Here is a 24647-nt window from a genome sequence, read left to right on the forward strand (position 1 = left end):
TCACACCTCCTTCGGCTGGCTGATGTGTGTGTCCCAGGCGGGTGTGTCCCAGGTCCCGCGCAGCACGCTGAACGCTTCCGCCGCGGCGGTGTTCGCGTGCGCGCCGAACAGTTCGGCCTGCAGGCCGATGGCCTTGATCGAGCGCGGATGCGGGAAGTCCCGCAGCTCCGACGCGTAACACCGCATCGCGTCGAGCTTGCACGCCAGGGTGTCGCTGATGTCGCTGTACAGCGCGGGTACGAACGGGGCACGGCCCGCGTAGCCCGCGTCGGTGGCCGACAGGGTGGAGAACCCGAGGAGCCAGCGCACCGGACTCACGTGCGGCCTGCACGCGATCATGCAGGCGCGGGCGGTGAGTTCGTGGTCGATGTTGAGGTCCCCGCTGTGGTGGGTGTAGACGGTGTGCGGGGCGAGCCGTTCGACCACGGCCGAGACCTGCTGGGCAAGTGAGAGCAGCGGGTACGTGTCGAGTTGGTTGTCGGCGAGGTCGAGCCGGTGCACCCCCGCGCTCCCCAGGACCGCGCAGGACGCGGCCGTCTCCTGAGCCGACAGCGCCGCGCCCGCCGCCGGATCGGGATCGTCCGCCCGCGATGTCTTGCCGTCGGCGAGGATCAGTATGTGCACCTCGTCACCGGCCTTGGCGTGCCTGGCCAGCGTGCCGCCGGGACCGATCACTTCGTCGTCGGGATGCGCGACGACGGCGAGCACCGTGCTCATGACGGGACACTCCTGACGATGTCGGCGCTCTGTGGCCCGCAGTTCATCAACAGGTCCAGCACCGACAGGTGCGACTGGAAGCCGTCGCCCGCCTGCGGGTACTGCGGGTACTGCGGGTGCGTGTAGTGGAAGTACTCGATCCGGATACCGTCCATACCCTCGGTGTCCAGGTAGTTGACCGCTTGCGGCCCGGCGATGAAGGCGTCGGCACCGAACTTCTCGCACAGCAGCGGAATGATCGTCTGGCGGTCGTACTCGGGCAGCTCCAGCCGCGACAGCCGGTGCACCGGACAGTCGATCTTGAGTTGCTCCAGGCAGTAGTCGATGAACGGCAGGCATACGTCGCCCAGCGTGCGGAACTCGCTGGTGTAGTACGACTCAAGGAACTCGGCGTGCGTCCTGAAGTAGGGCGCACGGCGGTAGGCCATCTGGACAGCCTTCCAGTGCCGGCGGCGCCAGCCGTCGTCGACCAGTCGCACCTCGTCGACCGGCCGCTCGGCCCGCAGGTCCTCGTGCGACAGGGGGATGGTCAGAAGGAGTTCGCCTCCCGGGCCGCCGATCCTGTTGCGGTTGAGCATGTTGCGCCGGCCGATGCGGCTGCGGTCGTGCAGTACGAACAGGTCGGCGCGGGCGATCTTGGCGAAGTAGCCCAGCCAGGGCAGGTAGGCGGGCTGGTGCGCGCTGATGATCATCGTGCCTCCCCGTCCTGCCAGTGGACCGCGCGAGCCGCCACGGCGGACGCGCCCCAGCCCGACTTGAACTTCTCCTGACCACCGCCGGCCGCCGCGCCGAGGTCGACCGCGGCGACACCGCGCTCGGCCAGCGCCGTGAGCCCCGACCAGAACGCCAGGTGCCCGGCGTTGAGCGCCCGCCCGCGCTCGGACGTCACCTGCATGAGGTGGAAGGCGCCCGCCGTGCTCACCTCGCCCGCCACGTCCGCAACCCCCACCGCGAAGACCGACGCGGCCTGGACGCCGTCGTCGTCGGCGACCACGGTGGTGACCGCGTGTCGGCCGTCGGCCAGGAACTCGAGGTCCGACGCGTCACAGGCCGACCCGGCGCCGTTGCGCACCAGCGTCTGCTGCTGCAGCCGGGCCAGATCGACGCCCTGCCCAGGCACAGCGGCCGACGCGACGAGACCGAGCGCGCCCGCCCGCCGGACGGCCGTGCGCGAACTGCCCTTGGCCGCCTCCCAGACCGCTTGCGCTCCATCGGTGAGGTTGAGGAGGTACGTGTTCCTGGCGGGCCGGGTGGGCCAGTGCCCGAGCTGTAGGTCCAGGCCCGGGCAGGCGCCGACTGGCGGAACCAGCGTCGACAACTGGGAAAGACCCTGATCGCGGCAGACGACCTCGGCGAGATCGGCGAAGCCGGGCAGCGGGCCCCGCCAATCGGCGGACACGGCCACCGATCCGTAGCCGTAGCAGCCGATCTGCGCCCGCCGGTCCCGGTCGGTCACGCACAGCGGCAGCAGCATCTCGCCCGCCCGCCCCCACCGCACCGCGGTGGGCACGAACCGCAGGCCCACAGCGTCCGCCAGCCCGAGCGTGAGCCAGTGGCGTTGCGCGAACGGCAGCTCCTGCCGTGCGCGGGACAGCCGGGCGTCCCACTCGGACTCCGTCAGCACCAACGCGGTGTGCTTCTCCCGGAGGTCAGTCACGACCGGCCTCCTGGCCCAGCACCGACCGGTCGGCCGCGATCATCGCTCGAGCCAACAGCGCTGCCGTGAGGCGCGGTTGCGGCTGCTTGGTGACCGTCAGCACCCGCGGCCACAGGGACTCCGCTCCTGCCATCGTGCTCGCGGCGAAGCCGGCGTACGGGGCCAGCTTGTGCAGCGGGTAGTAGTTCCAGGTGCTCGGAACCCCGAGCTCGGCCAGCGCCCGCGCGAAGGCGAACCGCTGTCCCGGACGCCGGAACACCAGCTCGATCCCGGGGCCGAGATCGGGATCGGCGGCCACCAGCTCACAGGTCGTCAGTTTGGCGGCGACCGCGGCGGCGACCTGCTCGTGGGTGCTCGCCGCCTCGTCCGCGCTCTGGGAGGAGGTGCTGAGCAGCGCCGCCGCCGCCGCTACTTCCCAGCGGGACGGCGCGTCCTGGCGCACCGCCTGGGCCTCTGCCGGCAGATGGTCGGCCTTGGTGTACGACCAGCCGGGCGTGCGTGACTGCGAGCGCTGCACCGCTGCGCGTACGACTCCCGGTGCGTGCGCCAGCAGCCGCGCGCCCACCGCCCGCCGCAGCGGAGCCGGCTCACCTGCGCGCAGCAGTCCCGGCGTGTCGGAGACCGGGGCGGAGAGGGGCAGCGTGGAGACGGCCGACGCGGAGGCGGGCAGCGTGGAGACGGTCGGCGCGGAGGCGGGCAGCGCCGAGGTGAGCAGCGCGCCGCCGCCGAGACCGCCCAGTGGCTTGCCCTCACCGAAGCTCAGCACGATCGGGCAGGGCGCATCATGGAACCGGCGCAGCACCCGGGGCGAGACACTCGCCTGCGCCAGGTCGAGCAGCACGGTGCCTCCCAGCCTCTCGATCCGCGCCGCGTGCGCGCGCCACTCGTCCAGGCCGAGGGCATTGGTCAGTACGACAGCCCGCCCCCGGAGGTCCACCGACGTGAACGCGGGACCGTAGGTGGAATCGATGCCGACCAGCACCGGCCGCGCACCGGCCGCGAGCACGGCGTCCGCCACGGCGGGGCAGTTGAAGGTGCACAGCACCACCTCGGCCGCACCGGTCTGTCGCACGGCGAGTTCGAGCGCGGCGCGCCCGGTCGCGGTCAGCACGCACCGGGTCCTTCCCGCATGCTCGCGCAGCCGGGCCGTGAGGCCCGTCCGGGCGCGCTGCGGCCGGGCCGCGGCGCGCGCCGTCGCGGCGAAGCGGCCCGCCGTCATGCGAGACGGATGGAGGTAGCCGACCGGGCGGCGCGGCACAGGCGCGTACCACAGGTCGGACATCTCTGCCTGGTCAGGGATCACGGCTGCCGGACACCCACCGTGTCGGCGGTCCACTGGGGCCAGTCGTCGCGCTCCAGGCGCAGCGGCACCTCGCCGCAGCCGCCTCGGACCCAGTCGATGGTCTCCCGCAGGCCCGCCTCGAAGTCGCGCACCGGCCGGTAGCCCAGCAGGTCACGGGCCTTGGTGAGGTCGGGCTTGCGGGACTGGATGTCCGGGCCGGTGTGCGGGATCTGCTGGATCTGCGCGGTGGTACCGCTCAGATCGCGGGTCAGCCGGGCCAGTTCCGCCACCGTCACGTCGTTGGTGTCGTCACCGATGTTGAAGGCCTCCCCGACGGCCTCGGGCGCGTGCAGGCAGCGGATCAGGCCGGCGGCGAAGTCCTCGGCGTGGCACCACGCCCGGGACTGCGAGCCGTCGCCGTGCACCGTGATCGGCCGGCCGGCCACCGCCTGCGCCGCCAGGACTCCGACCGCGTACGCGCCGGTCCGCAACGGGCCGTAGACGTTGAACGGCCGCACGATCGCGTAGGGCAGGTCGTCCTCGGTGCCCCAGGCCGCGGTCATCGATTCGGCTGTGACCTTGCTGACCGCGTAGGACCAGCGCGGGTCGTCGGATCGCACCGACAGCCACTCGTTCTCCTCGGCCCCCTTGGCGTCGCTGCCGTACACCTCGCTGGTGCTCAGCAGCAGGAAGCGGCGCAACCGCGGATTGCGTGCGGCGTAGTCCAGGGCGACCGCGGTGCCGTCGATGTTGACCCGCAGGGTCTCCCGGGGCGCGCTGCGCACCTTGTTGACCCCGAGCAGCGCCGCCGCGTGCACGACATGGTCGACCTCGCCGAACTGGTCGAGTGACCCGTGTGTGGTGATGTCGGCCCTGCCGGTCTCCACGGCGGCGTCGCCCAGCAGCCCGGACAGCCACACGGGTGAGCCCTCGGGCTCACGGTTGTCGACGAGGACCACCCGGTGTCCCGACCGGACCAGGCCGGCGGCGACCCAGGTCGCCAGGAAGCCGAAGCCGCCGGTGATCAGAGTGCGCGGCCCAGTGTGCTGTTTGCTCATGACCTGCCCATTGGTTGAGTCGATCGGTGCACGGTCTCTGTGACGACACGGATGACCCGGTCGCAGTCGTCGTCGGTCATTCCGCGCCACAGCGGCAGCGAGACCAGCCCCGGAAAGGTGGCGTCCATGGTGGTGAACGGCGTCAGCAGCCGCGGCGCGACGGCCGCGAAGGCGGGCAGCCGGTGCAGGGGTGTGTAGTGCACCTGGCACCGGATCCGCCGGGAGACGAAGCCGGCCAGCATCTCCTTCTTGGACATGCCGAGCCCCTCGACGTCGAAGACGACGGGAAACAGGTGGTGCGCGGACCCCGTACGCCGCCGGCCGGGCACCGGCCGGACGAACGGCAGTCCGTCCAGCGCCCGGTGGTAGCGCTGGGCAAGACGGGCGCGCGCCAGCCGGGACTCCTCCGCCCTGCCGGCTTGCACCGCTCCCACCGCCGCGTTGAACTCCGACAGGCGCAGGTTCATCCCCGGCGCCGTGATCGAGTAGGGCCACGGCCCCTGGTCATCGGTGTGTTCATCGACCGGCGACATGTTGTGGTTGCGTACCATGCGCAGTTCGCGCAGCAGGTCCGGGTCCGTGGTGCTCACCGCGCCGCCCTCGCCCGAGGCGATCGGCTTGGTCGGGTGGAAGCTGTAGTACGCCGCCACCGACGCCGGCCACGAGCCCACGGGCAGCACACCGTCGTAGGTCCCGCCGACCGCATGGCAGGCGTCCTCGACGAGATCCGCGCCGTAGCGCTCGCACTGCGCCGACAGCGCGGCCATGTCCGCGCTGTGGCCCGCGTAGTGCACCGGAAGCACGACGATCCTCGCGTAGTCGCGGTGCACGCGGTCCAGCAGTTCACCCAGACTCTCCGGGCAGATGGTGAGGTCGTCCGCGCTCACGTCGCACAGCGCGACGTCCCAGCCGAGCAGTTGGGCCGACGCCGGTCCCGCCGCGAAGTTCAGCGTCGGCGAGACCAGCAGCTTCGGCCCGCTCACCCGGCGCCCCAGTGTGTGCAGTAGCGCGAAGACGGCGCCGGTCCCGCTCGACATGGCGACCGTGGGGGCGCCGGTGATCCGCTGGAGCTCCTCCTCGAACCGCACCACCTGGGTGCCGTTGGTCCACAGCCCGGACTCCAGCGCCACCATCAGGGCGGCGGCTTCCCCGGCGTCCCAGTAGGGGCGGGCGTACGGAAGATCAGACCCGGTCATCGCCCCTCCTCACGCAGTCGACCCGTGCCGCCAGTTCGGGGACCGAGGCCAGCCATTCGTGGGTCACCCAGCAGTTCTTGCGGTCCTCGTAGTCGTCCTCCTGCACCTCGAAGACGACTCCCACCTCGCTGCTCATGGCACGTGCCGCGTCGAGCGCGGCGGCGAGCATGCCCGTGAGGAGGCCGGGATCGATGTCGCCGTACTGGGGCGGCACACCTTCGAGGCACTGGTCCGGCCACGTCGGCATGGCGTGCCCGGCGAACGAGGCGAAGTGCAGATGCTTGAGGGGCGCCGCGGGGAGTTCGAACGGGGTCACCGGATCGGCTCGCCGTTCCAGCCGCGCCATCGCGGTCAGCGTCGAGTACGACACCGCCCAGTGACATACGTCCCAGGTGACGCCCACCCGGTCCGAGCCGAGCTCCGCGAGCGGGGCGAAGTCCGACGGCGTGACGAAGACCGAGTCGAAGTCGATGCCCTGGGCGCCGATGACCGGCATGTTCTCCATGCCGATCCAGATCGGTGAGTCGCCCAGATACGCGTCGAGTTCGGCGACCCTCTCCACCACCCGGGCCCGCGCGCCCACAAGGTCGAACGCCGGCCAGTCGGCCAGTGAGACGAACTGGTTCGCGTGCAGCACCACGCCCAGCGCACCCACATCGGCGGCCAGGTCACAGAAGCGGCGCAACCGGTCGTAGACCCCCCGGTCGCCGACCCAGTTCGCGTTCTCGGTCGGGAAGTGCAGGGTGAGCCGCTGCGCGCCGACCTCGAACGCGTGGCGCAGGTTCTCGCCGAGCACCCGCCACTGGTCCTCGTCCGTGATGTCGCCGCCGTCGAAGACATAGGCCTCCAACCCGCCGAGCTCGCGGGCCCAGCGCGTGTCGATCTGTTCGCGCCGCAGCCCGTCGAACGTGAGCCGCAGCGTCGCCGGTGCGCCGCTCACAGCTGTTCGACCTCCGCCGCGTTGAGCATGCCCCGGCAGTCGAAGATCAGATTCGACGAGGCGAGTACCGTCTCGTAGTCGATCTGCTCGTGGTCGGTCACCAGTAGCACGGCGTCGGCCTCACGGCATTCGGCCGCGGTGAGCTCGACGGCGGTGAAGGTGTCGGAACCCATGTCGATGCCCAGCCACGGGTCGGTGACCTTGACCGTGGTGCCCATGCTGACCAGCTCGGCGCCGATGGCGAACGCGGGCGAGTTGCGCGAGTCCGCCACGCCGGACTTGAAGGCGACGCCGAGGATGAGCACGGTGGCCCCCTGCAGGCTTTTGCCCTGCTGGGCCAGCGAAGCGGCCAGCCGCTGCATCACGTGGCGGGGCATCGACTCGTTGATCTCGGCTGCCGCGTTGAGCAGTTCGCTCTTGTGGCCCGCCGCGTTCAGCGCGTGGTTGAGGTAGTGCACGTTGTTGGGCAGGCAGTGCCCGCCGACGCCCGGCCCGTGGTGGAAGGGCATGAAGCCGAACGGCTTGGTCGACGCGGCGGAGATCACCTCGCGCAGGCTGATGTTCATCTCCGACGTCGCCCTGCTCAGCTCGTTGACGAAGGCGATGTTCAGGTAGCGGAAGGTGTTCTCCAGGAGCTTCGTGAATTCGGCGACCTCACAGCTGGAGACCGGCACTACCTCCTTGAACACCGTGCCGTAGAAGTCCCGGATCGCCTCCAGCGCCTGATCGCCCAGACCTGACACCAGCTTGGGTACGTCGCCGAGGACTGCGTCACGGCCGGGATCGACCCGGTCCGGGCTGTACGCGAAGAACACGTCGACGCCTGACTTCAGGCCGCAGAGCCGCTCGAAGAGAGGAGCGACGTGCCGGCGCAGCGCGCCGGGATAGACCGTCGACTCGATCACGATCAGCGCGCCCGGCGTGGCGACGGCCGCGACTTGGGCCAACGCCCGGTCCACGTAGGTGAGATCAGGCGTCTTGTCCTCGGTGAGGGGAGTGGGCGTGGAGATCAGGAAGACGTCGACCTCCGGTGCGTCGGCCAGGTTCGGCAGCGCCACGTAGCGCTGGCTCCCGGTCTCCCTCTGCAGTTCCTCGTCGGTGACGTCGACGATGTACGACCGGCACGCCCGCAGTGACTCGAAGCGGACCGGATCGATCTCGACCGCGTACACGGTGTGGCCGGAGGACGCTATGGCGATGGAAAGCGGCAAACCCACGTATCCCTGTCCGATGGCCGCGACTCGCACGGTCCCCTCCTTTCGTCGTAATCCGATGTGGCAGCATTCGGCTCGGGACGTGCTGACGGCACTGCCGACGGCACTGTCCGGTAGGGACGACTGGTTGTTCAGACCCGCTTCGGGGCCGCCGCTTCGCCTTCGAAGATCGGCAGCTCCGTGGTGGCGATCCGCAAGGAGCGCCTGTTGAACCGTTCCGCCGCGGCCACCGATCCCAGCGACACCGCCGCCGCCACCGCGGCGACCGCGCGCGGCCCTCGCGAGCGGGACCGGGCGCCGGCGAGGGCGGCGGCCGCCGCGCTCATGGCGCCGAACCGACTCAGCACGCCGGTCAGCGCGAGCGAACCCACCGCCTCCTCGACGTGGCCGCGCAGGCCCAGCCGGGAGTCTTCGCGATAACTCCTGGGCTTGACGTAGGTGACCGTGCGCATCCCGAGCCCGAGCGCGGCCATGATCGCGCCGACGTTGCCCTTGGTGAACGTCAGGTTGCCCAGTCGGCGCGCGACGTCGCGCCGCATGACGAAGAACGAGCTGGCCCCGTGCGGGATCGGGTGCCTGCCGAACCGGGTCTCCATGAAGTAGAAGACGGCCTGCCCGACCAGCAGCCGCGTCGGGTCGTCGCGCTTGCGGGTGGAGGTCACGCCGAACACGGCGGCGACCTCGGGGCCTGCCTGCTCCAGCGCCGCGACCAGCTGTGCCACCACCTCGGGCGGCGTCTGCATGTCGGCGTCGAGCACACATACCATCGCGCCGCCGGCAGCGATCATGCCCGCCTTGCTCGACGCGGGCTGCCCGCAGTTGGGGCGAAGCTGCACCCAGCGGAACTCCGGTGTCGTGGCACGCAGTTCGGCGAGAACCCTGGCGGTGGAGTCGGTGCTTCCGTCGTCGACGGCGAGCACCTCGAAGGAACGGCCCGAGTCCTTGCCGGCCTTCACCGCGCGCTCCACGGCCTCCCTGGCGATGTCCTCCTCGTTGTACATGGGGATGACGAAGCTGAGGTCGACGGCGCCGGCCGCGTCGGCCGGCTGCTCGTTGGGGCTGCGGCTCATGGTTTCCCTACGCTCATGGTCATGTCTGACGGTCTCCGTCATCAGCGGGCTCGTTTGAAACTGATCATCATCTGCGCGGTGGGTGCGAACCTGGCGCGCAGGAAGTCGACGCCGGCGAAGAACGCGGTCAGCGGCTCGTACACCCGGTTCGTGTAGGCGGGCTTCTCCCGGCTGACCTTGATCCAGCCCCGGTCGCTGAGCCACGCCATCACGCTGATCGCCCACTGGGGGGCGCCCTGGGTGTAGTAGCTGTCGGACTTGGCGAGGCCCACTTGAGATCCGAGCCGGTCCAGGCCCGGCTCGGTGAACAGTACGAAGTGGCGGGGGCAGTGCAGTCCGCCCCAGTTGCGGTGGCGGAAGATACGAGCGTCGGCCGTGGCGGTGTTGGGGGTCTTCATCAACAGCACACCGTGCTCCGACAGAAGGCCGGCCACCCCGGCCATGACCCTGCGCGGGTCGGGGACGTGCTCGATGATGCTCATCATCAGGATCAGGTCGAACGGCTCATCGGAGGTGAACTCCTCGATGGGCATGCGGTGGTACACATGGCCCGCCGCCTCGGCCAGTGGTGCGGCCGCCGCCTGCAGGTCGACCTCGTGGGTCTCGGCGACCCGCTGGTCCACCCGGCGCACGGTGGTCAGCAGCCAGCCGGACCCGCCGCCCACGTCGAGGACCCTCAGCTTCTCGCCGGGGATACCCTTCAACACCTTCGCGAGCATGCGGCCGTCGAGCCGCTCCTTGATCCGCTCGGTGAAAGTGGTCGACTCGCCGATACCGCCGTAGGAATAGTAGTTGGTCGGGTAGATCACGTCGAGACGATCCACCGGTGGTGAATCGAGATATACCGCACTGCACGACGGGCAGAGAGCGTAGCTGTATTCCTCGTCGCTCGTGAAGTATTCCTTGTCGTACGCCTTGGCGAACAACTCCACCGAGGTTTCAGCGCAAATTGGGCAAGCCATCAACTTCTCAGCCACGACGAGCCTCCATTATGAGCGTCCTGACGGCCGCGCCGTATCCGGTACGACTTGCCTCCATATCGGCGGCAAGCGGCGTGCGGGAGAAGAACTGTCCCATCTCCGCGAATCGGGTGTATGAAATCGCGGGGTCCCAGTGATGCAGCAGATGCTGGTTGAAGCCGGCCGAGCCGAACGAACGCGACACCATCCCGGTGCCGAACATCCGGTTCACCGGTCCGTGCAGCTCCACGGAGAAGTCGGCGTCGCACGGTGCGTCCAGGTGTCGGTGTTCGACGACCGTCCGCACCGTCGCCAGCAGCGGGAACACTGCTCCGACCGCGACGACCCAGGTCAGCGCGGCCAGGTGCGAGCCGGTGGCGACGAGCCCGAGCAGGATGGCCGCATGCACCCCGAACGAGCGCAACGAGGCCAGCAGACCGCTGGAGGTACGGGTGGACTTCTTGCGTGTCTCCCCGAGTCCCCGCTTGTGGAGCAGGACCTCCAGCACGTGGACGCCGGTGACCGCCTTGAGCATGTTCAGGGCGGAAAGGCACAGGTGGTAGGTGATTTCCGTGTCTTCGTGGTCACCCAGGTGGGCATGGTGGGACATGTGCGTGTAGCGGTAGTTCACGGTGGTGGAGCCGAAGAGGATCCACACGAGCCAGTCCCCCAGCCGGTCGTTGGTCCTGCGGCGCGGTGCGAGGTTGGCGTGCGCGGCCTCGTGACCGAACAGGAAGAGCGAGTGCAGCCAGAAGCCGGTCCACAACGCCGCCGGCGCGACGAGTGCGACGGTCACCCATCCGGGCCGCAGCTGCGGCGCGAAGGCGACCGTGAGGACGCCGAGGGCCAGGAATACATAGCAGAATCCGATGTCGCGCCACACGACCGCATATCGTGGCCGCAACGTCTTCCGGTAGTCGGTCCATCGCACGCCGTCATCGGAGACGATCGACGGTAAGTGCGGGGATCCGGGATTCCCTCTTCCCCTGGTCCCGCCCCTTGCTGGTTCCATAACCCTTTTCCCCGGTGTTTATCGCAGGGCCGTCCGGCGGACAGGAAGAAGTCCGCTCGGGTGTCAACTGATGGTCAATGAACATTCTCTGCCCCGCCGGCATCGCCGCGGTCCCGTCACATCAAGGGACCTTCGGCGATCAAAACTATGAAAAGCCCCCCTGAACTTCCCCCCGGTCTATGTCTGCGAACAGTCAAGCACAGCGGCAACACTCCGCAAAGGCTTAGCCAGAATTTTTTGCTCACTGTCTAAGAGGTGCCTCGGCAGCCCCACCCGCCCCAGGTGCCCCGGGCTCGGCCGCCTGGGCCCCGCGTTCAACGTGCGGACTGCGGCGCCGTGTTGGGTAACCTGCCTCCCACCAAGATGTCGGCTGTACGAGGGGGAGAGTCATGATCCGGTTGGCCAGAGCGACGGACCTGCCGCAGCTCCAGGACATCGAACGCGCCGCCGGAAAGGTCTTCGCCGACATCGGCATGGCCGCGATCGCGGAGGACGAACCGCCGTCGCTTGAGGTCCTCGGCGGGTACGAGCGGGATGGCCGGGCCTGGGTCTGGGCGGCCGAGGACGACTGCCCGGTCGCCTACCTGATCGCGGACCTGGTGGACGGGGACGGGCACGTCGAGCAGGTTTCCGTACACCCCGACCACGCGCGGAAGGGCATCGGGAAGGCTCTGATCGAGCATGCCGAGCAATGGGCCAGGGGGCAGGGAGCCTCAGCGCTGACCCTCACCACGTTCACCGAGGTGGTGTGGAACGGTCCGTATTACGAGAGGCTCGGATTCCGGCTGCTGCCCGAGGCGAAGTGGACGCGGGGGCTCCGCGAGATCCGCGGTGCGGAGGCCGCGCACGGACTGGACCGGTGGCCGCGGGCCTGCATGCGCAAGGAACTGTGAGCCGGCCTCCCCGCGCTCGGCCGCACGGCGGCGCCGTGGCGGTGTGCCGCCGAGCAACGGGTGGCGGTCAGCGTGTTACGGCATCCCGATGGCTCTGGGTCAGGTCGCGGTACATCGCCGCGTTCAGCCGGATGCCCGCCCGCTCCTCTTCGGTCAGTTCACGCCTGACCTTGGCCGGCACTCCCGCCACGAGTGAGCCGGGCGGCACCCGCATCCCCTGTGGAACCAGCGCCTGGGCCGCGATCAGTGAACCCTCGCCGACGTGAGCCCCGTTGAGGACGGTGGCGCCCATCCCGACCAACACGTCGTCCTCGATCGTGCACCCGTGCAGGACGGCGTTGTGGCCGACTGACACCCGGGCGCCGACGGTCACGGGAAAACCCGGATCGACATGGACCGTGCAGTTGTCCTGAACGTTGCTGTCGGCGCCCAGGACGATCGGCCCGCAATCGGCCCGCAGCACCGCGTGGTACCAGACACTGGCTCCGGCCGCCATCGTCACGTCGCCGATCACCACGCTCGTGGGGGCGGTGAACGCCTCCGCGTGCACCTCCGGCATCTTGTCACCCAGCCCCGCGATCAATGCCCCGGTCATCGCCACGCCTTCCGTTGTGTCCGCTGATCGGTGCCACGGTATGCGGCTGATCATTTGTGCGGGCACCTGGGGCGGCATTCGCTCAGCCGGGGGCGGGTGGGGTGAACGTCACAGCGGCCCGCCCCGATCCCCGCCGGTCCGCCGACTACCGTGTGCGGGTGCCGAAGAACCGAAACGCGTTCTCATCGCTGTCCGCGTGGCGTCGCCGCCTGGTGACCCGCGCCGTGCACGGCGGATGGCGCTGGGTGCAGCAGGCCGGAGCGGTCAGCGCCGACCGCCCGGGCCGTCTCCGCTTCGGCTCGATCGGCGTCGGCACCAAGCTCGCCTTCCCCCAGGGCACCGTGTTCGGCGAGGAGTGGATCCACCTCGGGGACCACTGCATCATCGGCGAACAGGTCACGCTGACCGCCGGGATGATGCCCGGCCTCGACCTCGGCCTCGATCCGATCCTGCGCCTGGGCAACGGGGTGGTCCTCGGCCGCGGCAGCCACGTGATCGCCGACACGACGGTAACCATCGCGGACGACTGCTACTTCGGCCCGTTCGTGTACGTCACGTCCACCAACCACAGTTACGACGACCTCGACGTCCCCGTCGGCAAGCAGTGGCCGCGCACCGCCCCGGTCGAGATTGGCCCGGGCTGCTGGATCGGCACGGGCGCCGTGATACTTCCGGGCGCCCGGCTCGGCCGTAACGTCGTGGTCGCGGCGGGCGCGGTCGTGCGGGGCGAGGTGCCCGACCACGCCGTGGTCGCCGGGGCCCCCGCCCGCGTCGTACGCAGCTGGGACGCGGCCAGGGGATGGCAGCCGCCGTTGCGCACGCCCGCGCCCGTACCGATTCCGGAGGGTGTCACTCCGGAGCAACTCGTGGCGCTGGCCGGGCTGGAGTCCGAAACAGCGGAGTGAGTGGGCCGCCCCGGTTCACCCGGCGGCGAGCAGCGCCGTACCCACCAGGGCGAGGCCCGCGCCCGCCGCCTGTACGCCGCGCAGCCGCTCCTTGAGGACGACGAGCGCGGCCAGCGCGGTGATCACCGGGTAGAGGTTGGCGAGCACCGCGGCGACGGTGACCGGGCCCTGCTGTGCGGCGATGGAGTACGTGCCGTTCGCGGCCACGTCGGCGAGACCGACGAACGCCAGGGCGGGCAGCGCGGCCACGATCACCCGCATGCCGCCGTCCTGCGGCAGCGCCTTCTCGCCGCGCCGGACCGAGACGTACAGCGCCGCACCGCCGACGGCCACATTGCTCACGCGCTGCACGAAGAGTGCGAGGAAGAGCCCGGTGAGGGTGGAGGACGCCTCGGCGATCAAGGCCAGCACCGCGCCGAAGCCGACGGCCGCGACCAAGGTCAGGACGATCGCCTGCCGCTGCACGGGTGCGCCGCGCAGCTGTGGGCCGCTCGCGAGCACGACGCCGGCCACCGCCACGGCGATGCCCGCGAACTGCAGCAGCCCGGGGCGTTCGCCCAGCACGATGCCTACGGTCACGGGCACGGCGACGCCCACCGAGCCGAGCGGCGAGACCACGCCCATCGGGCCGAGCGCGAGGGCCTTGTAGAAGCAGAGCATCGCGACGGGCCCGACCACACCGGCGCCCACCGCGAACCACAACTGGGAGCTCGCCTCGCTCCAGGCGCCGGTCGCGACGACGATCACGCCGAGGACCACCAGCGCGATGGTCTGGGACACCACGACGACGGTCAGCGCGGGCGTACGCCGGGTCAGCAGCCCGCCGCCGAAGTCGGCCAGCCCGTAGAGCAGGGCGGTGGCCAGGGCGAAGAGTGCTGTCATGACGGTGCCTCGCAGTACAGTGTGATGAACGGTCCGGTACACCAGACCATAGTGCAATACATTGAACTCTGTCATCCATAATATTGGACGGAATGTGTCGGACCTCGACCAGCTCACGCAGTCGCTCGCCCGCAACCTCAAGCGCTGGCGCGGCGAGCGCGGCTTCACGCTGGACGCCCTGGCCGCCCGGGCCGGGGTCAGCCGCGGAATGATCATCCAGATCGAGCAGGCACGTACGAACCCGAGCGTCGGTACCACGGTGAAGCTCGCCGACGCCCTCGGCGTCAGCATCACCACGCTGCTCGACTACGAGCAGGGCAGGCAGGTCCAGGTCGTGCCCGAGGGGCAGGCGGTCCGCATGTGGTCGACCGAGGCAGGCAGTCACACCACGCTGCTGGTCGGCGCCGAGGTCCGCGGCCCGCTCGAACTGTGGGCCTGGCGGCTGATGCCGGGCGACGCCAGCGCGTCCGACCCCCACCCGGACGGGACGACCGAACTGCTCCATGTCACGGCGGGCGAACTCACCCTGCTGGTCGACGGTGCGGCGTACTCAGTCCCGGCCGGCGCCTCGGTGTCCTTCGAGTCGAACGTCCCCCACGCGTACCGCAACGACGGCGACCAGGCGGTCGACATGACGATGGTTGTCTCGGTCCCACCCGTACGCTGAGACGGTCGACACCCCGGCGCCCTGCGGCTGTAAGCGTGCGCCCATGCGCGCACCTCTCGGAGACTTCGCCGACGCCAGGCCCGCTCCCGACTGCCTCGAACTGCTGACCGGCCCCGTCGCGGACGCCGTACGCGCGTGGACCCACGATGTCCCCGCCGATCAGTTGATCCACGTCGACACCGACCCGGACATTGCCGACACGGCGGCCTTCGTGGCGCATCACGGGGCCGCACTGCTCGACGCGTCGGCGAACTGCGTGGTCGTCGCGGGCAAGCACGGCGGTGAGACCTCGCTCGCCGCCTGCGTGGTCCTCTCCCGTACGCGCGTGGATGTGAACGGCGTGGTGCGCAGGCAACTGGGCGCGCAAAGCGTCGTTCGCCCCGATGGACACGGCCGTAGGTGAAACCGGCATGGAGTACGGCGGCATCACGCCGATCGGGCTGCCCGCCGACTGGCCGCTGCTCGTGGGCGGCGTCGTCACCGACGTCGAGTGGGTCCTGATCGGCAGCGGCCGCCGCCGGGGCAAGCTCATCGTCCCCGGCAAGGTGTTTCGCGGGGCTTCCGGGCGCGGTGGTCGTCGACGGGCTCGGCGTCTGAGGCTCCCGGCGCGGTCAGCCGAGCCGGGGTATCTCGATGGCCGGGCAGCGGTCCATGACCATCTCCAGTCCGGCCTCGCGCGTGCGCTCGTACGCCGCCTCGTCGATCACCCCGAGCTGGAACCACACCGCCGTGGCGCCGATCGCCGCAGCCTCGTCGGCCACGCCACCGGCCAGCCCGCTGTTGACGAACACGTCCACGACGTCGACGGGGAACGGGATGTCCGCCAGCGACGCGTACCCCTGCTCGCCGTGGACCGTCTCCGCCTTGGGGTGTACCGGCACGATGCGCTTGCCGAAGCGCTGAAGCACGCCCGCGACGCCGTGCGCCGCCCGCGACTCGTTGTGGGACAGGCCCACCACCGCCCAGGTGTCACCGGACTCGGTGAGGATCTTGCGGATCGTTGCCGGGTCGCCGAACACGCCCTGCCTCCTGGAGCTCGAAGGTCATCGGAAGGTCACTCGTGGTGATCAACGGGCGACGGAGCCCAGGAATTCCCGCCTGTCGTGGCCGCGCATAGGGTGGGACGAATGCAGGAGCAGTACCGGACCGTCGCGCGCTCCGGCGCGCACGAGGCCGAGATCAACAGATCGCGCTTCCTCTGCGCGCTCGCCCCCGCCGCGACCGAACGCGAGGCGCAGGACTTCGTCGCGCGTATCCGCAGAGAACACCCGACGGCTTCGCACAACTGCTTCGCTTACGTCATCGGAGCGGACGCCTCCGTCCAGAAGGCGAGCGACGACGGTGAGCCGGGCGGCACCGCCGGCGTACCGATGCTGCAGATGCTGTTGCGCCGGGAGGTCCGCTACACCGTCGCCGTCGTCACCCGCTACTACGGCGGCGTGAAGCTCGGCGCGGGCGGCCTGATCCGGGCGTACGGGGGAGTGGTCGGCGAAGCGCTCGACGCCGTGGGCACGCTCACCAGGCAGCGGTTGCGGATCGTGACCGTCACGGTCGACCATCAGCGGGCCGGAAAACTGGAGAACGACCTGCGGGCGACCGGATACACGGTGCGCGAGGTGCGGTACGCGGAGGCGGTCACGATCGAGATCGCGCTGCCCGAGGCGGACGTCGAGCCGTTCCGTGACCGGCTCGCGGACGCCACCGCGGGAACCGCGGACCTGGCACTCGGCGGCGAGGCCTACGGCGACGTCTGAGGGCTGCGGGGGTGGGCGGGGGCGTGGTGAAGGCAGGTGGCGACGGTCGTGACCCGGTCGCCGCCCGCGTTGTCAGACCCCACGGATACCCTCTGGGGTCATGCGATTCCTGCACACGTCCGACTGGCACCTGGGGCGGTCCTTCCACCGGGTGAACCTTCTCGATGCCCAGGCCGCGTATCTCGACCATCTGGTGGCGACGGTGCGCGAGCAGGACGTGGACGCCGTGCTGGTGGCGGGTGACGTGTACGACAGAGCAGTGCCGCCGCTCGCCGCCGTAGAACTCTTCGACCAGGCGCTGCACCGTCTCGCCGAGGCGGGCGCGGCCACCGTGATGATCTCCGGGAACCACGACTCGGCCCGCAGGCTGGGCGTCGGCGCGGGACTCATCGACCGGGCCGGCATCCATCTCCGTACGGACCCGGCCCGCTGCGCCACGCCCGTCGTGGTCTCCGACGCGCACGGCGACATCGCCCTCTACGGCCTGCCGTACCTGGAACCCGCCCTGGTGCGCGACGAGTTCAAGGTGGACAGGCCGGGGCATGAGGTGGTCATCACAGCGGCCATGGAGCGGGTACGCGCGGACCTCGCCGGGCGGCCCGCCGGCACCCGGTCCGTCGTCCTCGCGCACGCGTTCGTCGCCGGCGGTGAGGCGAGCGACAGCGAGCGGGACATCACCGTCGGGGGCGTGGCCGCCGTGCCCGCCGGGGTCTTCGACGGTGTCGACTACGTGGCCCTGGGCCACCTCCACGGCTCCCAGGCCCTCACCGACCGGGTGCGATACTCGGGCTCCCCGCTCGCGTACTCCTTCTCGGAAGCCGACCATCGCAAGACGATGTGGCTGATCGACCTCGGACCCGGTGGCGAGATCGACGCGCAGCGGCTCGACTGCCCCGTACCGAGGCGGGTCGCCCGGATCCGGGGGCGGCTGGGGGAGCTCTTGCAGGACGCGTCGCTGGAGCGGCACGAAGAGTCCTGGGTGGAGGCGACACTCACCGACCCGGTGCGCCCGGCCGAACCCATGGCCCGGCTCTGCGCGCGCTTCCCGCACACCCTCAGCCTTGTCTTCGACCCCGAGCGGGCACCCGACGACCCCCTCGCGTCGTACGCCCAGCGCCTCAAGGGGCGCAGCGACCGACAGATCGCCGAGGACTTCGTGGCGCATGTCCGCGGCGGCAGCGGGCCAGACGACGGCGAGCGCACGGTGCTGTTCGGCGCCTTCGACGACGTACGCGTCGACTCCGGGGCACGCGAGGTCTCCCCATGAGACTGCACTCTTTGCGCATCACGGCCTTCGGGCCCTTCGGCGCCACCCAGGACGTCGACTTCGACGCCCTCAGCGCCGCAGGCATCTTCCTGCTGCACGGGCCCACCGGCGCCGGCAAGACCTCCGTCCTGGACGCCGTCTGCTATGTGCTGTACGGCGCCGTGCCGGGCGCCCGGCAGAGCCCCGGTGCCTCGCTGCGCAGCGACCATGCCGCGCACGACCTGGCCACCGAGGTCCGGCTGGAGTTGACCGTGGGCGGTCGGCGGCTGGAGGTCACCCGGCGTCCCGCACAGCCGCGCCCGAAGAAGAAGGGGACCGGCTTCACCACCGAGAAGGCGCAGAGCTGGCTGCGCGAGCACCGGCCCGACACGGGGTGGAAGGCGCTCAGCCGCTCCCACCAGGAGATCGGCGAGGAGATCACCCAGCTCCTCGGCATGAGCCGTGAGCAGTTCTGCCAGGTGGTGCTGCTGCCCCAGGGCGACTTCGCGCGTTTCCTGCGCGCCGACGCGGAGGCACGCGGCAAGCTCCTCGGCCGGCTCTTCGACACCCATCGCTTCGCGGCCGTCGAGGACCGCCTCGCCGACCTGCGCCGCGCCGCCGAGCAGCAGGTACGCGCGGGGGACGAACGGCTCCTCGCCGTCGCACAGCGCATGGCGCAGGCGGCCGGCGACAGCGCGGACGCGCGGGACTGGCCACTGCCGGACGCCCAGCCCGGCGAGCCCGGGCTGGCCGGCGCCGTCCGGCAATGGGCCGCCGTGGCGCGTACCGGTGCGCGTGAGAGCCTGGACATCGCCGAGTCCGCAGTCGGCGCCGCCCACGGCCGGCGGGCCGCCGCCCGTCGGGACTTGGACGCCGCGCGTGAACTGGCCGCCCTCCAGCAGCGGTACGCGGACGCGCGCCGGCGCTCTGACGCACTCGAAGCCCGGCGCCCCGAGTACGAGCGGCTGCGCGAGCGGCAGGACCGTGCCCGCCGGGCCGACCGGGTCGCCGCCGCCCTTTCGCTGCGCGACGAAGCCGAGCGTGCCCACCGCGCTGCGAGCGTGGCCCGGGAGCGGTCGCGGGCCGTACTGCCCGCGGATCTCGCCGACATCGGGGCCGAGCAACTCGCCGCGCAGGAGCGCAGGCTGCGCCAGGACCTCGGCGGCCTCGAAGCCGCGCGGAGGGCGGAGCTGCGCAGCGAGGAGATCGGACGCGAGCGCGCGGCGCTGGAGCGTCAGGCGCGCGCCGACGACGAACTGCTGCGGGATGCCGCGGACTGGCTCGACGGCTGGGACGAGGCCCGCCGCGCGGGCCGGCAGCGCATCGAAGCAGCCCAGGAAGCCGTGGCCCGTACGGAACACCTGACGGGCCGACTCGAACCGGCCCGCCGCAGACTCGACGCCGCACACCGGCGTGACGCGCTCGGCGAGGAGGTCGCAGCCGCCGAGGACCGGCTGCGGACCGCGCGCGACGGGGTCGCAGCGGCGCGCGAGACCTGGCTGGACCTCAAGGAACGACGGCTGCGCGGCATCGCGGCCGAGCTGGCGGCCGGGCTGCGCGACGGCGAGGAGTGCGCGGTCTGCGGCGCTACGGAGCACCCGGCGCCGGCCAGGGCGGCGGCGGACCAGGTGGACCGTAGGGCGGAGGAAGCGGCTTACGGGACGTATACGAGCGCGGAAGCAGCGCGGGGCCGGGCGGAGCGCGCCCTGGCGACGGTCCGCGAAGACCACGCGGCGGCCCGCGCCGAGGCGGGCACGGCACCCGCCGACGACGCTACCCCGTCCGACGGCGCGGACGGCGCGGACGGCGCCAGGAACGAACCCCGCTCGGCCGGTCCGCGTATGCGTGACGTCAGCGTCGGGGAACTCAGCGCCCACGTGGACGAGCTGCGCCGCGAGCACGCCGAGGCACATGCCGTCGCCGGGGGGACGCACGCCGCGCGTGAGGCGCTCGCGGCGGTCGAGCGCGAGCACGCGGAGCGGACCGGCGCCCAGCAGCAGGCCGAGCGCCGCGTAGCCGCCCGGACGTCTCAACGCGAAGCGCTGGAGCGCGAACAGGACTCCCTGGAAACCGAATTGGTCCGGGCCCGTGGCGAAGCCAACAGTGTCGCGGAGCACGCCGCCCTGCTGGAGCGCCGCGTCCGGGTACTCGCCGAGGCCACCGAAGCCGTGCGGGACGCAGACAGCACCGCGCAGCGCCTCAAGGAGGCCGACGACCGGCTCGCCGACGCCGCGTTCAAGGCGGGGTTCGACACCCCCCACGCCGCCGGCGAGGCGCTCCTCGGCGACGCGGAGCACCGCGGCCTCCAGCACTGCATCGACGAATGGCAGCGCGAACAGGCCGCCGTCGCCGACCGGCTGGCCGAGCCCGCCACCGCCGCGGCCGCCGGCCGGCCGCAGGCACAACCCCAGAGCGCCCAGGAATCGTTCGACGCCGCCGAGCGCGGACTGCTCGACGCCACCTCCGCCCTCGACGCCGCACGGCAGCGCTGCGCCGCTCTCACCGCCCTGTCACAGCAGGCCGCCGAGGAGACGCAGCGTCTCGGCCCGCTGCGTGAACGCTACGACCGGGTGGCGCGCCTCGCCTCCCTCACCGCCGGCACCTCCGCCGACAACGAGCGCAAGATGCGCCTGGAGTCGTACGTCCTGGCCGCCCGCCTTGAGCAGGTCGCGGCGGCGGCCACCGCCCGTCTCCAGCTCATGTCGTCCGGCCGCTACACGCTCGTCCACTCCGACGCCAGATCCGGCGGCCGCGGCCGCTCCGGGCTCGGCCTGCACGTCGTCGACGCCTGGACGGGCAGCGAGCGCGACACGTCGACACTCTCCGGCGGCGAGACGTTCTTCGCCTCGCTGGCCCTCGCACTCGGCCTCGCCGACGTCGTCACCGACGAGTCCGGCGGCGTACGGCTCGACACGCTCTTCATCGACGAGGGCTTCGGCAGCCTCGACGACCAGACCCTGGACGAGGTGCTCGACGTCCTCGACTCGCTGCGCGAGCGGGACCGCAGCGTGGGCATCGTCAGCCACGTCGCGGACCTGCGCCGGCGAGTCACCACGCAGCTGGAGGTCGTCAAGGACCGGGCGGGCTCCGTGGTGCGTCACCGCACGGCGGGGGTCAGCGGCTGAGGTCCTCGCCGGCCCTGATTCGCCGGCCAAGACCGCGGCGCGGCAGCGGCGAGGAGTAGACGATGCTCGTCGTGACCGAGCCGAGTGCCCCGATCCGCCCCGCCACCTCCTCCAGATGCCGCATCGAACGGGCCGCGACCTTGAGTACGAAGCAGTCGTCGCCCGTGACGTGATGTGCTTCGAGCACCTCGGGCGTCACGTCGAGCAGATCGTGGAACGGCTTGTAGTTTCCGTGCGGATAGCGCAGCCGCACGAAGGCCAGGATGGGCATGCCCAGGGCCTCCTGTTCCACGACGGCCGTGTAGCCGGAGATCACCCCGGCTTCCTCGAGCCGCCGCACGCGCTCCGTCACGGCGCTCGCGGACATGGACACGGTACGCGCCAGGTCGGCGAAACTGGCCCGGCCTTCGCTCTGCAGGGCTTCCAGGATGCGCCAGTCGGTGGCGTCCGGTGAATATCCGGTCATGTCCCCGAGACAACAGGGAATCCACCGGCAGATCAAGAGAAGTGCCGGGAAATCTCACTTCACCCCGATGATCACTCGCCGTAGATTCGGGCCATGGCATCGACACCGCTCACCACCGGCCAAACCCCGTCGACCAGAGGCAACGCTGTTCTGCGTGTCCCACCGGCGGCCCCCGCCGCGGCCGCCGCGTACTTCGCGGCCGCCCTCGCGTTCCACGCTGACATCTCCGACGTGGCCGCGGTCCTCGGGGCGGACGAGGACCCCGGATTCGTCGTGATCGACTCCCGCTCCACCGAGTCCTGGGACCAGGGACACGTCCCCGGCGCCCTGCATCTGCCGACTGCCATGATCCCGGCGCAGGCGGAGCGGCTGCTGGACAGGTCCGTGCCGGTGATCACTTACTGCTGGGGCCCCGGCTGCAACGGCGGAACCCGCGCGGCCCTCGCCCTCGCCGAACTCGGTTACCGGGTGAAGGAGATGCTCGGCGGCATCGAGTACTGGATCCGTGAGGGCTTCGAGGTCGAGACCTGGCAGGGCCGGCAGCGGCGCGGCGCCGACCCGCTGACCGCACCCATCGGGTCGGAGAACTGCGGCTGCTGACCGCCCCACCCCAGCCCCACGCCACGCAGGGGCGGATTCCGGCGCGGCTGACGGCCCCGCCCCCAGAGGCGACCTCTCAGAGGACGTTCGCCCTCTCAGAGCTTCGACAGCTCGTCCACCAGGTCGTCCAGGCCGAGCGACCCCTGTGACAGCGCCGCCATGTGCCACGCCTTCGCGTCGAAGCCGTCGCCGTGGGCCGTGCGGGCGTTCTCGCGGCCCAGCAGCCATGCCCGCTCGCCCAGCTTGTAGCCGATCGCCTGGCCGGGCATCGACAGATAACGGACCAGCTCGCTCTCCACGAAGTCGGCGGGCCGGCCGCTGTGCATCCCGAAGAATTCCTGCGCCAGCTCAGGGGTCCAGCGCTCGCCCGGGTGGAACGGCGAGTCAGCCGGGATCTCCAGCTCCAGGTGCATGCCGATGTCGACGATCACACGTGCGGAGCGCATCATCTGCGCGTCCAGGTAGCCGATCCTGCGCTCCGGGTCGCCGAGGAAGCCCAGCTCGTCCATCAGCCGCTCCGCGTACAGTGCCCAGCCCTCGGCGTTGGCGCTTACCATGCCGACCGAAGCCTGGTAGCGGGAGAGCCGGTCCGCGACATGCACCCACTGCGCGAGCTGCAAGTGGTGCCCCGGAACGCCCTCGTGATACCAGGTCGACGTCAGGTCGTACACCGGGAAACGGGTCTCGCCCATCGTCGGCAGCCAGGTGATGCCGGGGCGTGAGAAGTCCTCCGACGGGGTGGTGTAGTACGGCGCGGCCGCGCCACCGGGGGGCGCGATGCGGGACTCGACCTTCCGTACCCGCTCGGCGAGCTCGAAGTGCGTACCGTCCAGAGCCTCGATCGCCTCGTCCATCAGGCCCTGCAGCCACACCCGGGCCGCTTCGGCGCCCTCGATGTGGGTGCCGTGCTCGTCGAGCCAGGACAGCGCCTCCCACGGGGTGGCCGCGCCGGGCAGGATCCGCTCGGCCTCGGTCTTCATCTCGCCGAGCAGGCGGTGGTACTCCGACCAGCCGTACGCGTACGCCTCGTCGAGATCGAGGTCGGTGCCGTTGAAATAGCGCGACCAGCAGGCGTACCGCTCCCGGCCCACCGTGTCGGAGGCGCCCTTCACAGCCGGTCCGTAGACCTCCCGCATCCAGTCGCGCAGCGCGGCCACGGCCTCGGTGGCGCCGCGCGCCGCCTCGTCCAGCTCGGTGCGCAGCGCGTCGGGCCCGGCAGCCGCGAACTCCTCGAACCAGCCGCGTCCCTCGCCCGCCCACTCGGCCAGCTGACCGGTGAACGTCTCGGTGGCACGCGGCCCGCCCAGCAGCCCCCGCTCCAGACCGAGCGCGAGCGACGCCCGGTAGCCCTCGAAGGCATCCGGCACGGCGCGCAGCCGCTCGGTGACGGCGGCCCAGTCCTCGTCGGTGTCGGTCGGCGTCACCGTGAAGACGCCCCGGATGCTGTGCGCGGGGGAGTGGATGTTGCTGACCGTGCGCAGTGCCTCTCCCGCTTCGTGCACCGCGAGTTCGGCGGTCAGCCGCTCGCGCAGCAGCCGCCCGCAGCGCCGTTCGACGTCGCTGTCCGCACCGGGCTCGCCTTCCGCCCGGTCCAGCTGGGCGAGGGTCGCGCGGGCAAGCTCGGCGAGTGCCTCCTGGCCCGCGGGGGAGAAGTCCGGCAGGGAACGGGAACTCTCCTTGACCCCCAAGTACGTGCCGGTGATCGGGTCGAGGGCGATGAGTGCGTCGACGTACGCGTCGGCGACCTGGCGGGGGAGCGGGCTGCTCGTCATGTCTGACATGCCGACATCCTCGTACGACGGAGGGCTCCGCGTCACTATCGTCGCGGTCCGGCGGCCTGACGGCCCGCGTGCGTGGCCGGTTGCCGGGGTTCAGCGCCCCGCCGGCGGCAGCAGCGGTCCGCAGTCCCAGGCCTGGAAGACCAGCCGGGTCTCGACCCGGGCGATCTCGCGCTGCGACGTGAACTCGTCCAGTACCAGCCGCTGCAGGTCCGCCGTGTCCGTGACCGCCACATGGACGAGGTAGTCGTCGGGCCCCGTCAGGTGGAACAGCGCGCGGGACTCCGGCAGCCCCCTGATGCGCTCCACGAACGGCCCGATCAGTTCCCTCCGGTGCGGGCGGACCTGCACCGACAGCAGAGCTTCCAGACCGCGGCCGAGCTTGGCCGGATCGAGCCGCAGCTGATGGCCGAGGATCACGCCGGAACGCCGCAGCCGCGTCACCCGGTCCAGGCAGGTCGACGGCGCGACCCCGACCTCGGCGGCCAGATCGCGGTAGGTGGTCCGCGCGTCGTTCTGCAGGAGGCGCAATATGTGCAGATCGACCGGGTCGAGTACGACAGATTCGGCCATGGCCCGAACGTAGCACGGGCGTTCGTCACTACTTCCCGGTAGTTGTTCAGAGTCCTGT

24 protein-coding genes and 1 pseudogene are annotated in these 24647 nt (G+C 71.0%); 8 read left to right on the forward strand and 17 right to left on the reverse strand.

All coding sequences use genetic code 11. The features are described 5' to 3' along the window. The 11 genes from ACU6WZ_RS26440 to ACU6WZ_RS26490 form a co-directional block, all read right to left on the reverse strand. Positions 1–717 (reverse strand): PIG-L deacetylase family protein, encoded by a 717-nt coding sequence (locus tag ACU6WZ_RS26440; protein WP_447030687.1) that lies wholly within the window; start codon positions 715–717, stop codon positions 1–3. Continuing rightward, positions 714–1409: a WbqC family protein gene (locus ACU6WZ_RS26445; RefSeq protein WP_447030688.1), complete on the reverse strand. Its 696-nt coding sequence runs from the start codon at positions 1407–1409 to the stop codon at positions 714–716. The genes ACU6WZ_RS26440 and ACU6WZ_RS26445 overlap by 4 nt, the downstream gene beginning before the upstream one ends. Then, on the reverse strand, positions 1406–2374 hold the full coding sequence (locus tag ACU6WZ_RS26450; protein ID WP_447030689.1) for a GNAT family N-acetyltransferase: 969 nt from the start codon (positions 2372–2374) through the stop codon (positions 1406–1408). The genes ACU6WZ_RS26445 and ACU6WZ_RS26450 overlap by 4 nt, the downstream gene beginning before the upstream one ends. Then, a complete protein-coding gene (locus ACU6WZ_RS26455; RefSeq protein WP_447030690.1) occupies positions 2367–3677 on the reverse strand; it encodes a DegT/DnrJ/EryC1/StrS family aminotransferase in 1311 nt (436 codons plus the stop codon). The genes ACU6WZ_RS26450 and ACU6WZ_RS26455 overlap by 8 nt, the downstream gene beginning before the upstream one ends. Further along, on the reverse strand, positions 3674–4714 hold the full coding sequence (locus ACU6WZ_RS26460; protein ID WP_447030691.1) for an NAD-dependent epimerase/dehydratase family protein: 1041 nt from the start codon (positions 4712–4714) through the stop codon (positions 3674–3676). The genes ACU6WZ_RS26455 and ACU6WZ_RS26460 overlap by 4 nt, the downstream gene beginning before the upstream one ends. Next, complete coding sequence (locus ACU6WZ_RS26465) at positions 4711–5910, reverse strand: DegT/DnrJ/EryC1/StrS family aminotransferase (protein WP_447030692.1); 1200 nt, start codon at positions 5908–5910, stop codon at positions 4711–4713. Before ACU6WZ_RS26465 ends, ACU6WZ_RS26460 begins: the two co-directional genes overlap by 4 nt. Further along, a complete protein-coding gene (locus ACU6WZ_RS26470) occupies positions 5897–6850 on the reverse strand; it encodes a sugar phosphate isomerase/epimerase family protein (RefSeq protein ID WP_447030693.1) in 954 nt (317 codons plus the stop codon). The genes ACU6WZ_RS26465 and ACU6WZ_RS26470 overlap by 14 nt, the downstream gene beginning before the upstream one ends. Beyond that, positions 6847–8097 carry a nucleotide sugar dehydrogenase gene (locus ACU6WZ_RS26475; protein ID WP_447030694.1) on the reverse strand — a complete coding sequence of 417 codons (1251 nt, stop codon included), beginning with the start codon at positions 8095–8097 and terminating at the stop codon, positions 6847–6849. The genes ACU6WZ_RS26470 and ACU6WZ_RS26475 overlap by 4 nt, the downstream gene beginning before the upstream one ends. A 98-nt stretch (positions 8098–8195) precedes the next feature. Further along, positions 8196–9134, reverse strand: coding sequence for a glycosyltransferase (locus ACU6WZ_RS26480; RefSeq protein WP_447030695.1), 939 nt, complete (start codon positions 9132–9134; stop codon positions 8196–8198). Between the two features lie 41 nt (positions 9135–9175). Continuing rightward, entirely contained in the window at positions 9176–10066 is an 891-nt protein-coding gene (locus tag ACU6WZ_RS26485; RefSeq protein ID WP_447030696.1) for a class I SAM-dependent methyltransferase, read from the reverse strand. 37 nt (positions 10067–10103) lie between these two features. Further along, positions 10104–10976: a fatty acid desaturase family protein gene (locus ACU6WZ_RS26490; RefSeq protein ID WP_447030697.1), complete on the reverse strand. Its 873-nt coding sequence runs from the start codon at positions 10974–10976 to the stop codon at positions 10104–10106. A 518-nt stretch (positions 10977–11494) separates the two neighbouring features. On the opposite strand from ACU6WZ_RS26490, the gene ACU6WZ_RS26495 reads away from it, so the two are divergent. Continuing rightward, the gene (locus ACU6WZ_RS26495; RefSeq protein WP_447030698.1) at positions 11495–11998 is read left to right on the forward strand and encodes a GNAT family N-acetyltransferase; all 504 of its coding nucleotides are present in this window, start codon (positions 11495–11497) and stop codon (positions 11996–11998) included. Positions 11999–12065: 67 nt separating this feature from the next. Here ACU6WZ_RS26495 and ACU6WZ_RS26500 read toward each other — a convergent pair whose 3' ends face one another. Continuing rightward, on the reverse strand, positions 12066–12593 hold the full coding sequence (locus ACU6WZ_RS26500; RefSeq protein ID WP_447030699.1) for a gamma carbonic anhydrase family protein: 528 nt from the start codon (positions 12591–12593) through the stop codon (positions 12066–12068). Positions 12594–12751: 158 nt separating this feature from the next. Here ACU6WZ_RS26500 and ACU6WZ_RS26505 point away from each other — a divergent pair, with 158 nt between their 5' ends. Continuing rightward, entirely contained in the window at positions 12752–13498 is a 747-nt protein-coding gene (locus ACU6WZ_RS26505; RefSeq protein WP_447030700.1) for an acyltransferase, read from the forward strand. Between the two features lie 15 nt (positions 13499–13513). On the opposite strand, the gene ACU6WZ_RS26510 is transcribed toward ACU6WZ_RS26505, so the two are convergent. Then, positions 13514–14380, reverse strand: coding sequence for an EamA family transporter (locus ACU6WZ_RS26510; RefSeq protein ID WP_447030701.1), 867 nt, complete (start codon positions 14378–14380; stop codon positions 13514–13516). Between the two features lie 94 nt (positions 14381–14474). Here ACU6WZ_RS26510 and ACU6WZ_RS26515 point away from each other — a divergent pair, with 94 nt between their 5' ends. Together ACU6WZ_RS26515 and ACU6WZ_RS26520 are read left to right on the forward strand one after the other, a co-directional pair. After that, positions 14475–15047 carry a helix-turn-helix domain-containing protein gene (locus ACU6WZ_RS26515; protein ID WP_447030702.1) on the forward strand — a complete coding sequence of 191 codons (573 nt, stop codon included), beginning with the start codon at positions 14475–14477 and terminating at the stop codon, positions 15045–15047. A 43-nt stretch (positions 15048–15090) separates the two neighbouring features. Next, a pseudogene (locus ACU6WZ_RS26520) lies at positions 15091–15644 on the forward strand (YbaK/EbsC family protein). Positions 15645–15658: 14 nt separating this feature from the next. Here the strand turns inward: ACU6WZ_RS26520 and ACU6WZ_RS26525 are convergent. Further along, on the reverse strand, positions 15659–16066 hold the full coding sequence (locus tag ACU6WZ_RS26525; protein WP_447030703.1) for a CoA-binding protein: 408 nt from the start codon (positions 16064–16066) through the stop codon (positions 15659–15661). Positions 16067–16174: 108 nt separating this feature from the next. Here ACU6WZ_RS26525 and ACU6WZ_RS26530 point away from each other — a divergent pair, with 108 nt between their 5' ends. The 3 genes from ACU6WZ_RS26530 (at position 16175) to ACU6WZ_RS26540 (ending at position 21172) form a co-directional block, all read left to right on the forward strand. Further along, positions 16175–16801: a YigZ family protein gene (locus ACU6WZ_RS26530; RefSeq protein WP_447030704.1), complete on the forward strand. Its 627-nt coding sequence runs from the start codon at positions 16175–16177 to the stop codon at positions 16799–16801. 100 nt (positions 16802–16901) lie between these two features. Next, positions 16902–18068: an exonuclease SbcCD subunit D gene (locus tag ACU6WZ_RS26535; protein WP_447030705.1), complete on the forward strand. Its 1167-nt coding sequence runs from the start codon at positions 16902–16904 to the stop codon at positions 18066–18068. Beyond that, entirely contained in the window at positions 18065–21172 is a 3108-nt protein-coding gene (locus ACU6WZ_RS26540) for an AAA family ATPase (protein ID WP_447030706.1), read from the forward strand. Before ACU6WZ_RS26535 ends, ACU6WZ_RS26540 begins: the two co-directional genes overlap by 4 nt. Here the strand turns inward: ACU6WZ_RS26540 and ACU6WZ_RS26545 are convergent. Continuing rightward, the gene (locus ACU6WZ_RS26545; protein WP_447030707.1) at positions 21162–21638 is read right to left on the reverse strand and encodes an Lrp/AsnC family transcriptional regulator; all 477 of its coding nucleotides are present in this window, start codon (positions 21636–21638) and stop codon (positions 21162–21164) included. The two genes, ACU6WZ_RS26540 and ACU6WZ_RS26545, sit on opposite strands and share 11 nt — an antisense overlap. Before the next feature lie 93 nt (positions 21639–21731). Here ACU6WZ_RS26545 and ACU6WZ_RS26550 point away from each other — a divergent pair, with 93 nt between their 5' ends. Beyond that, on the forward strand, positions 21732–22238 hold the full coding sequence (locus ACU6WZ_RS26550; protein WP_447030708.1) for a rhodanese-like domain-containing protein: 507 nt from the start codon (positions 21732–21734) through the stop codon (positions 22236–22238). A 95-nt stretch (positions 22239–22333) separates the two neighbouring features. Here ACU6WZ_RS26550 and ACU6WZ_RS26555 read toward each other — a convergent pair whose 3' ends face one another. Both ACU6WZ_RS26555 and ACU6WZ_RS26560 read right to left on the reverse strand, forming a co-directional pair. Continuing rightward, positions 22334–24019, reverse strand: a complete 1686-nt coding sequence (locus ACU6WZ_RS26555) for a DUF885 domain-containing protein (protein ID WP_447030709.1) — start codon at positions 24017–24019, stop codon at positions 22334–22336. 90 nt (positions 24020–24109) lie between these two features. Continuing rightward, positions 24110–24589: an Lrp/AsnC family transcriptional regulator gene (locus ACU6WZ_RS26560; RefSeq protein WP_447030710.1), complete on the reverse strand. Its 480-nt coding sequence runs from the start codon at positions 24587–24589 to the stop codon at positions 24110–24112. Positions 24590–24647 lie beyond the last annotated feature (58 nt).

The organism is Streptomyces hypolithicus (genome assembly GCF_052934925.1).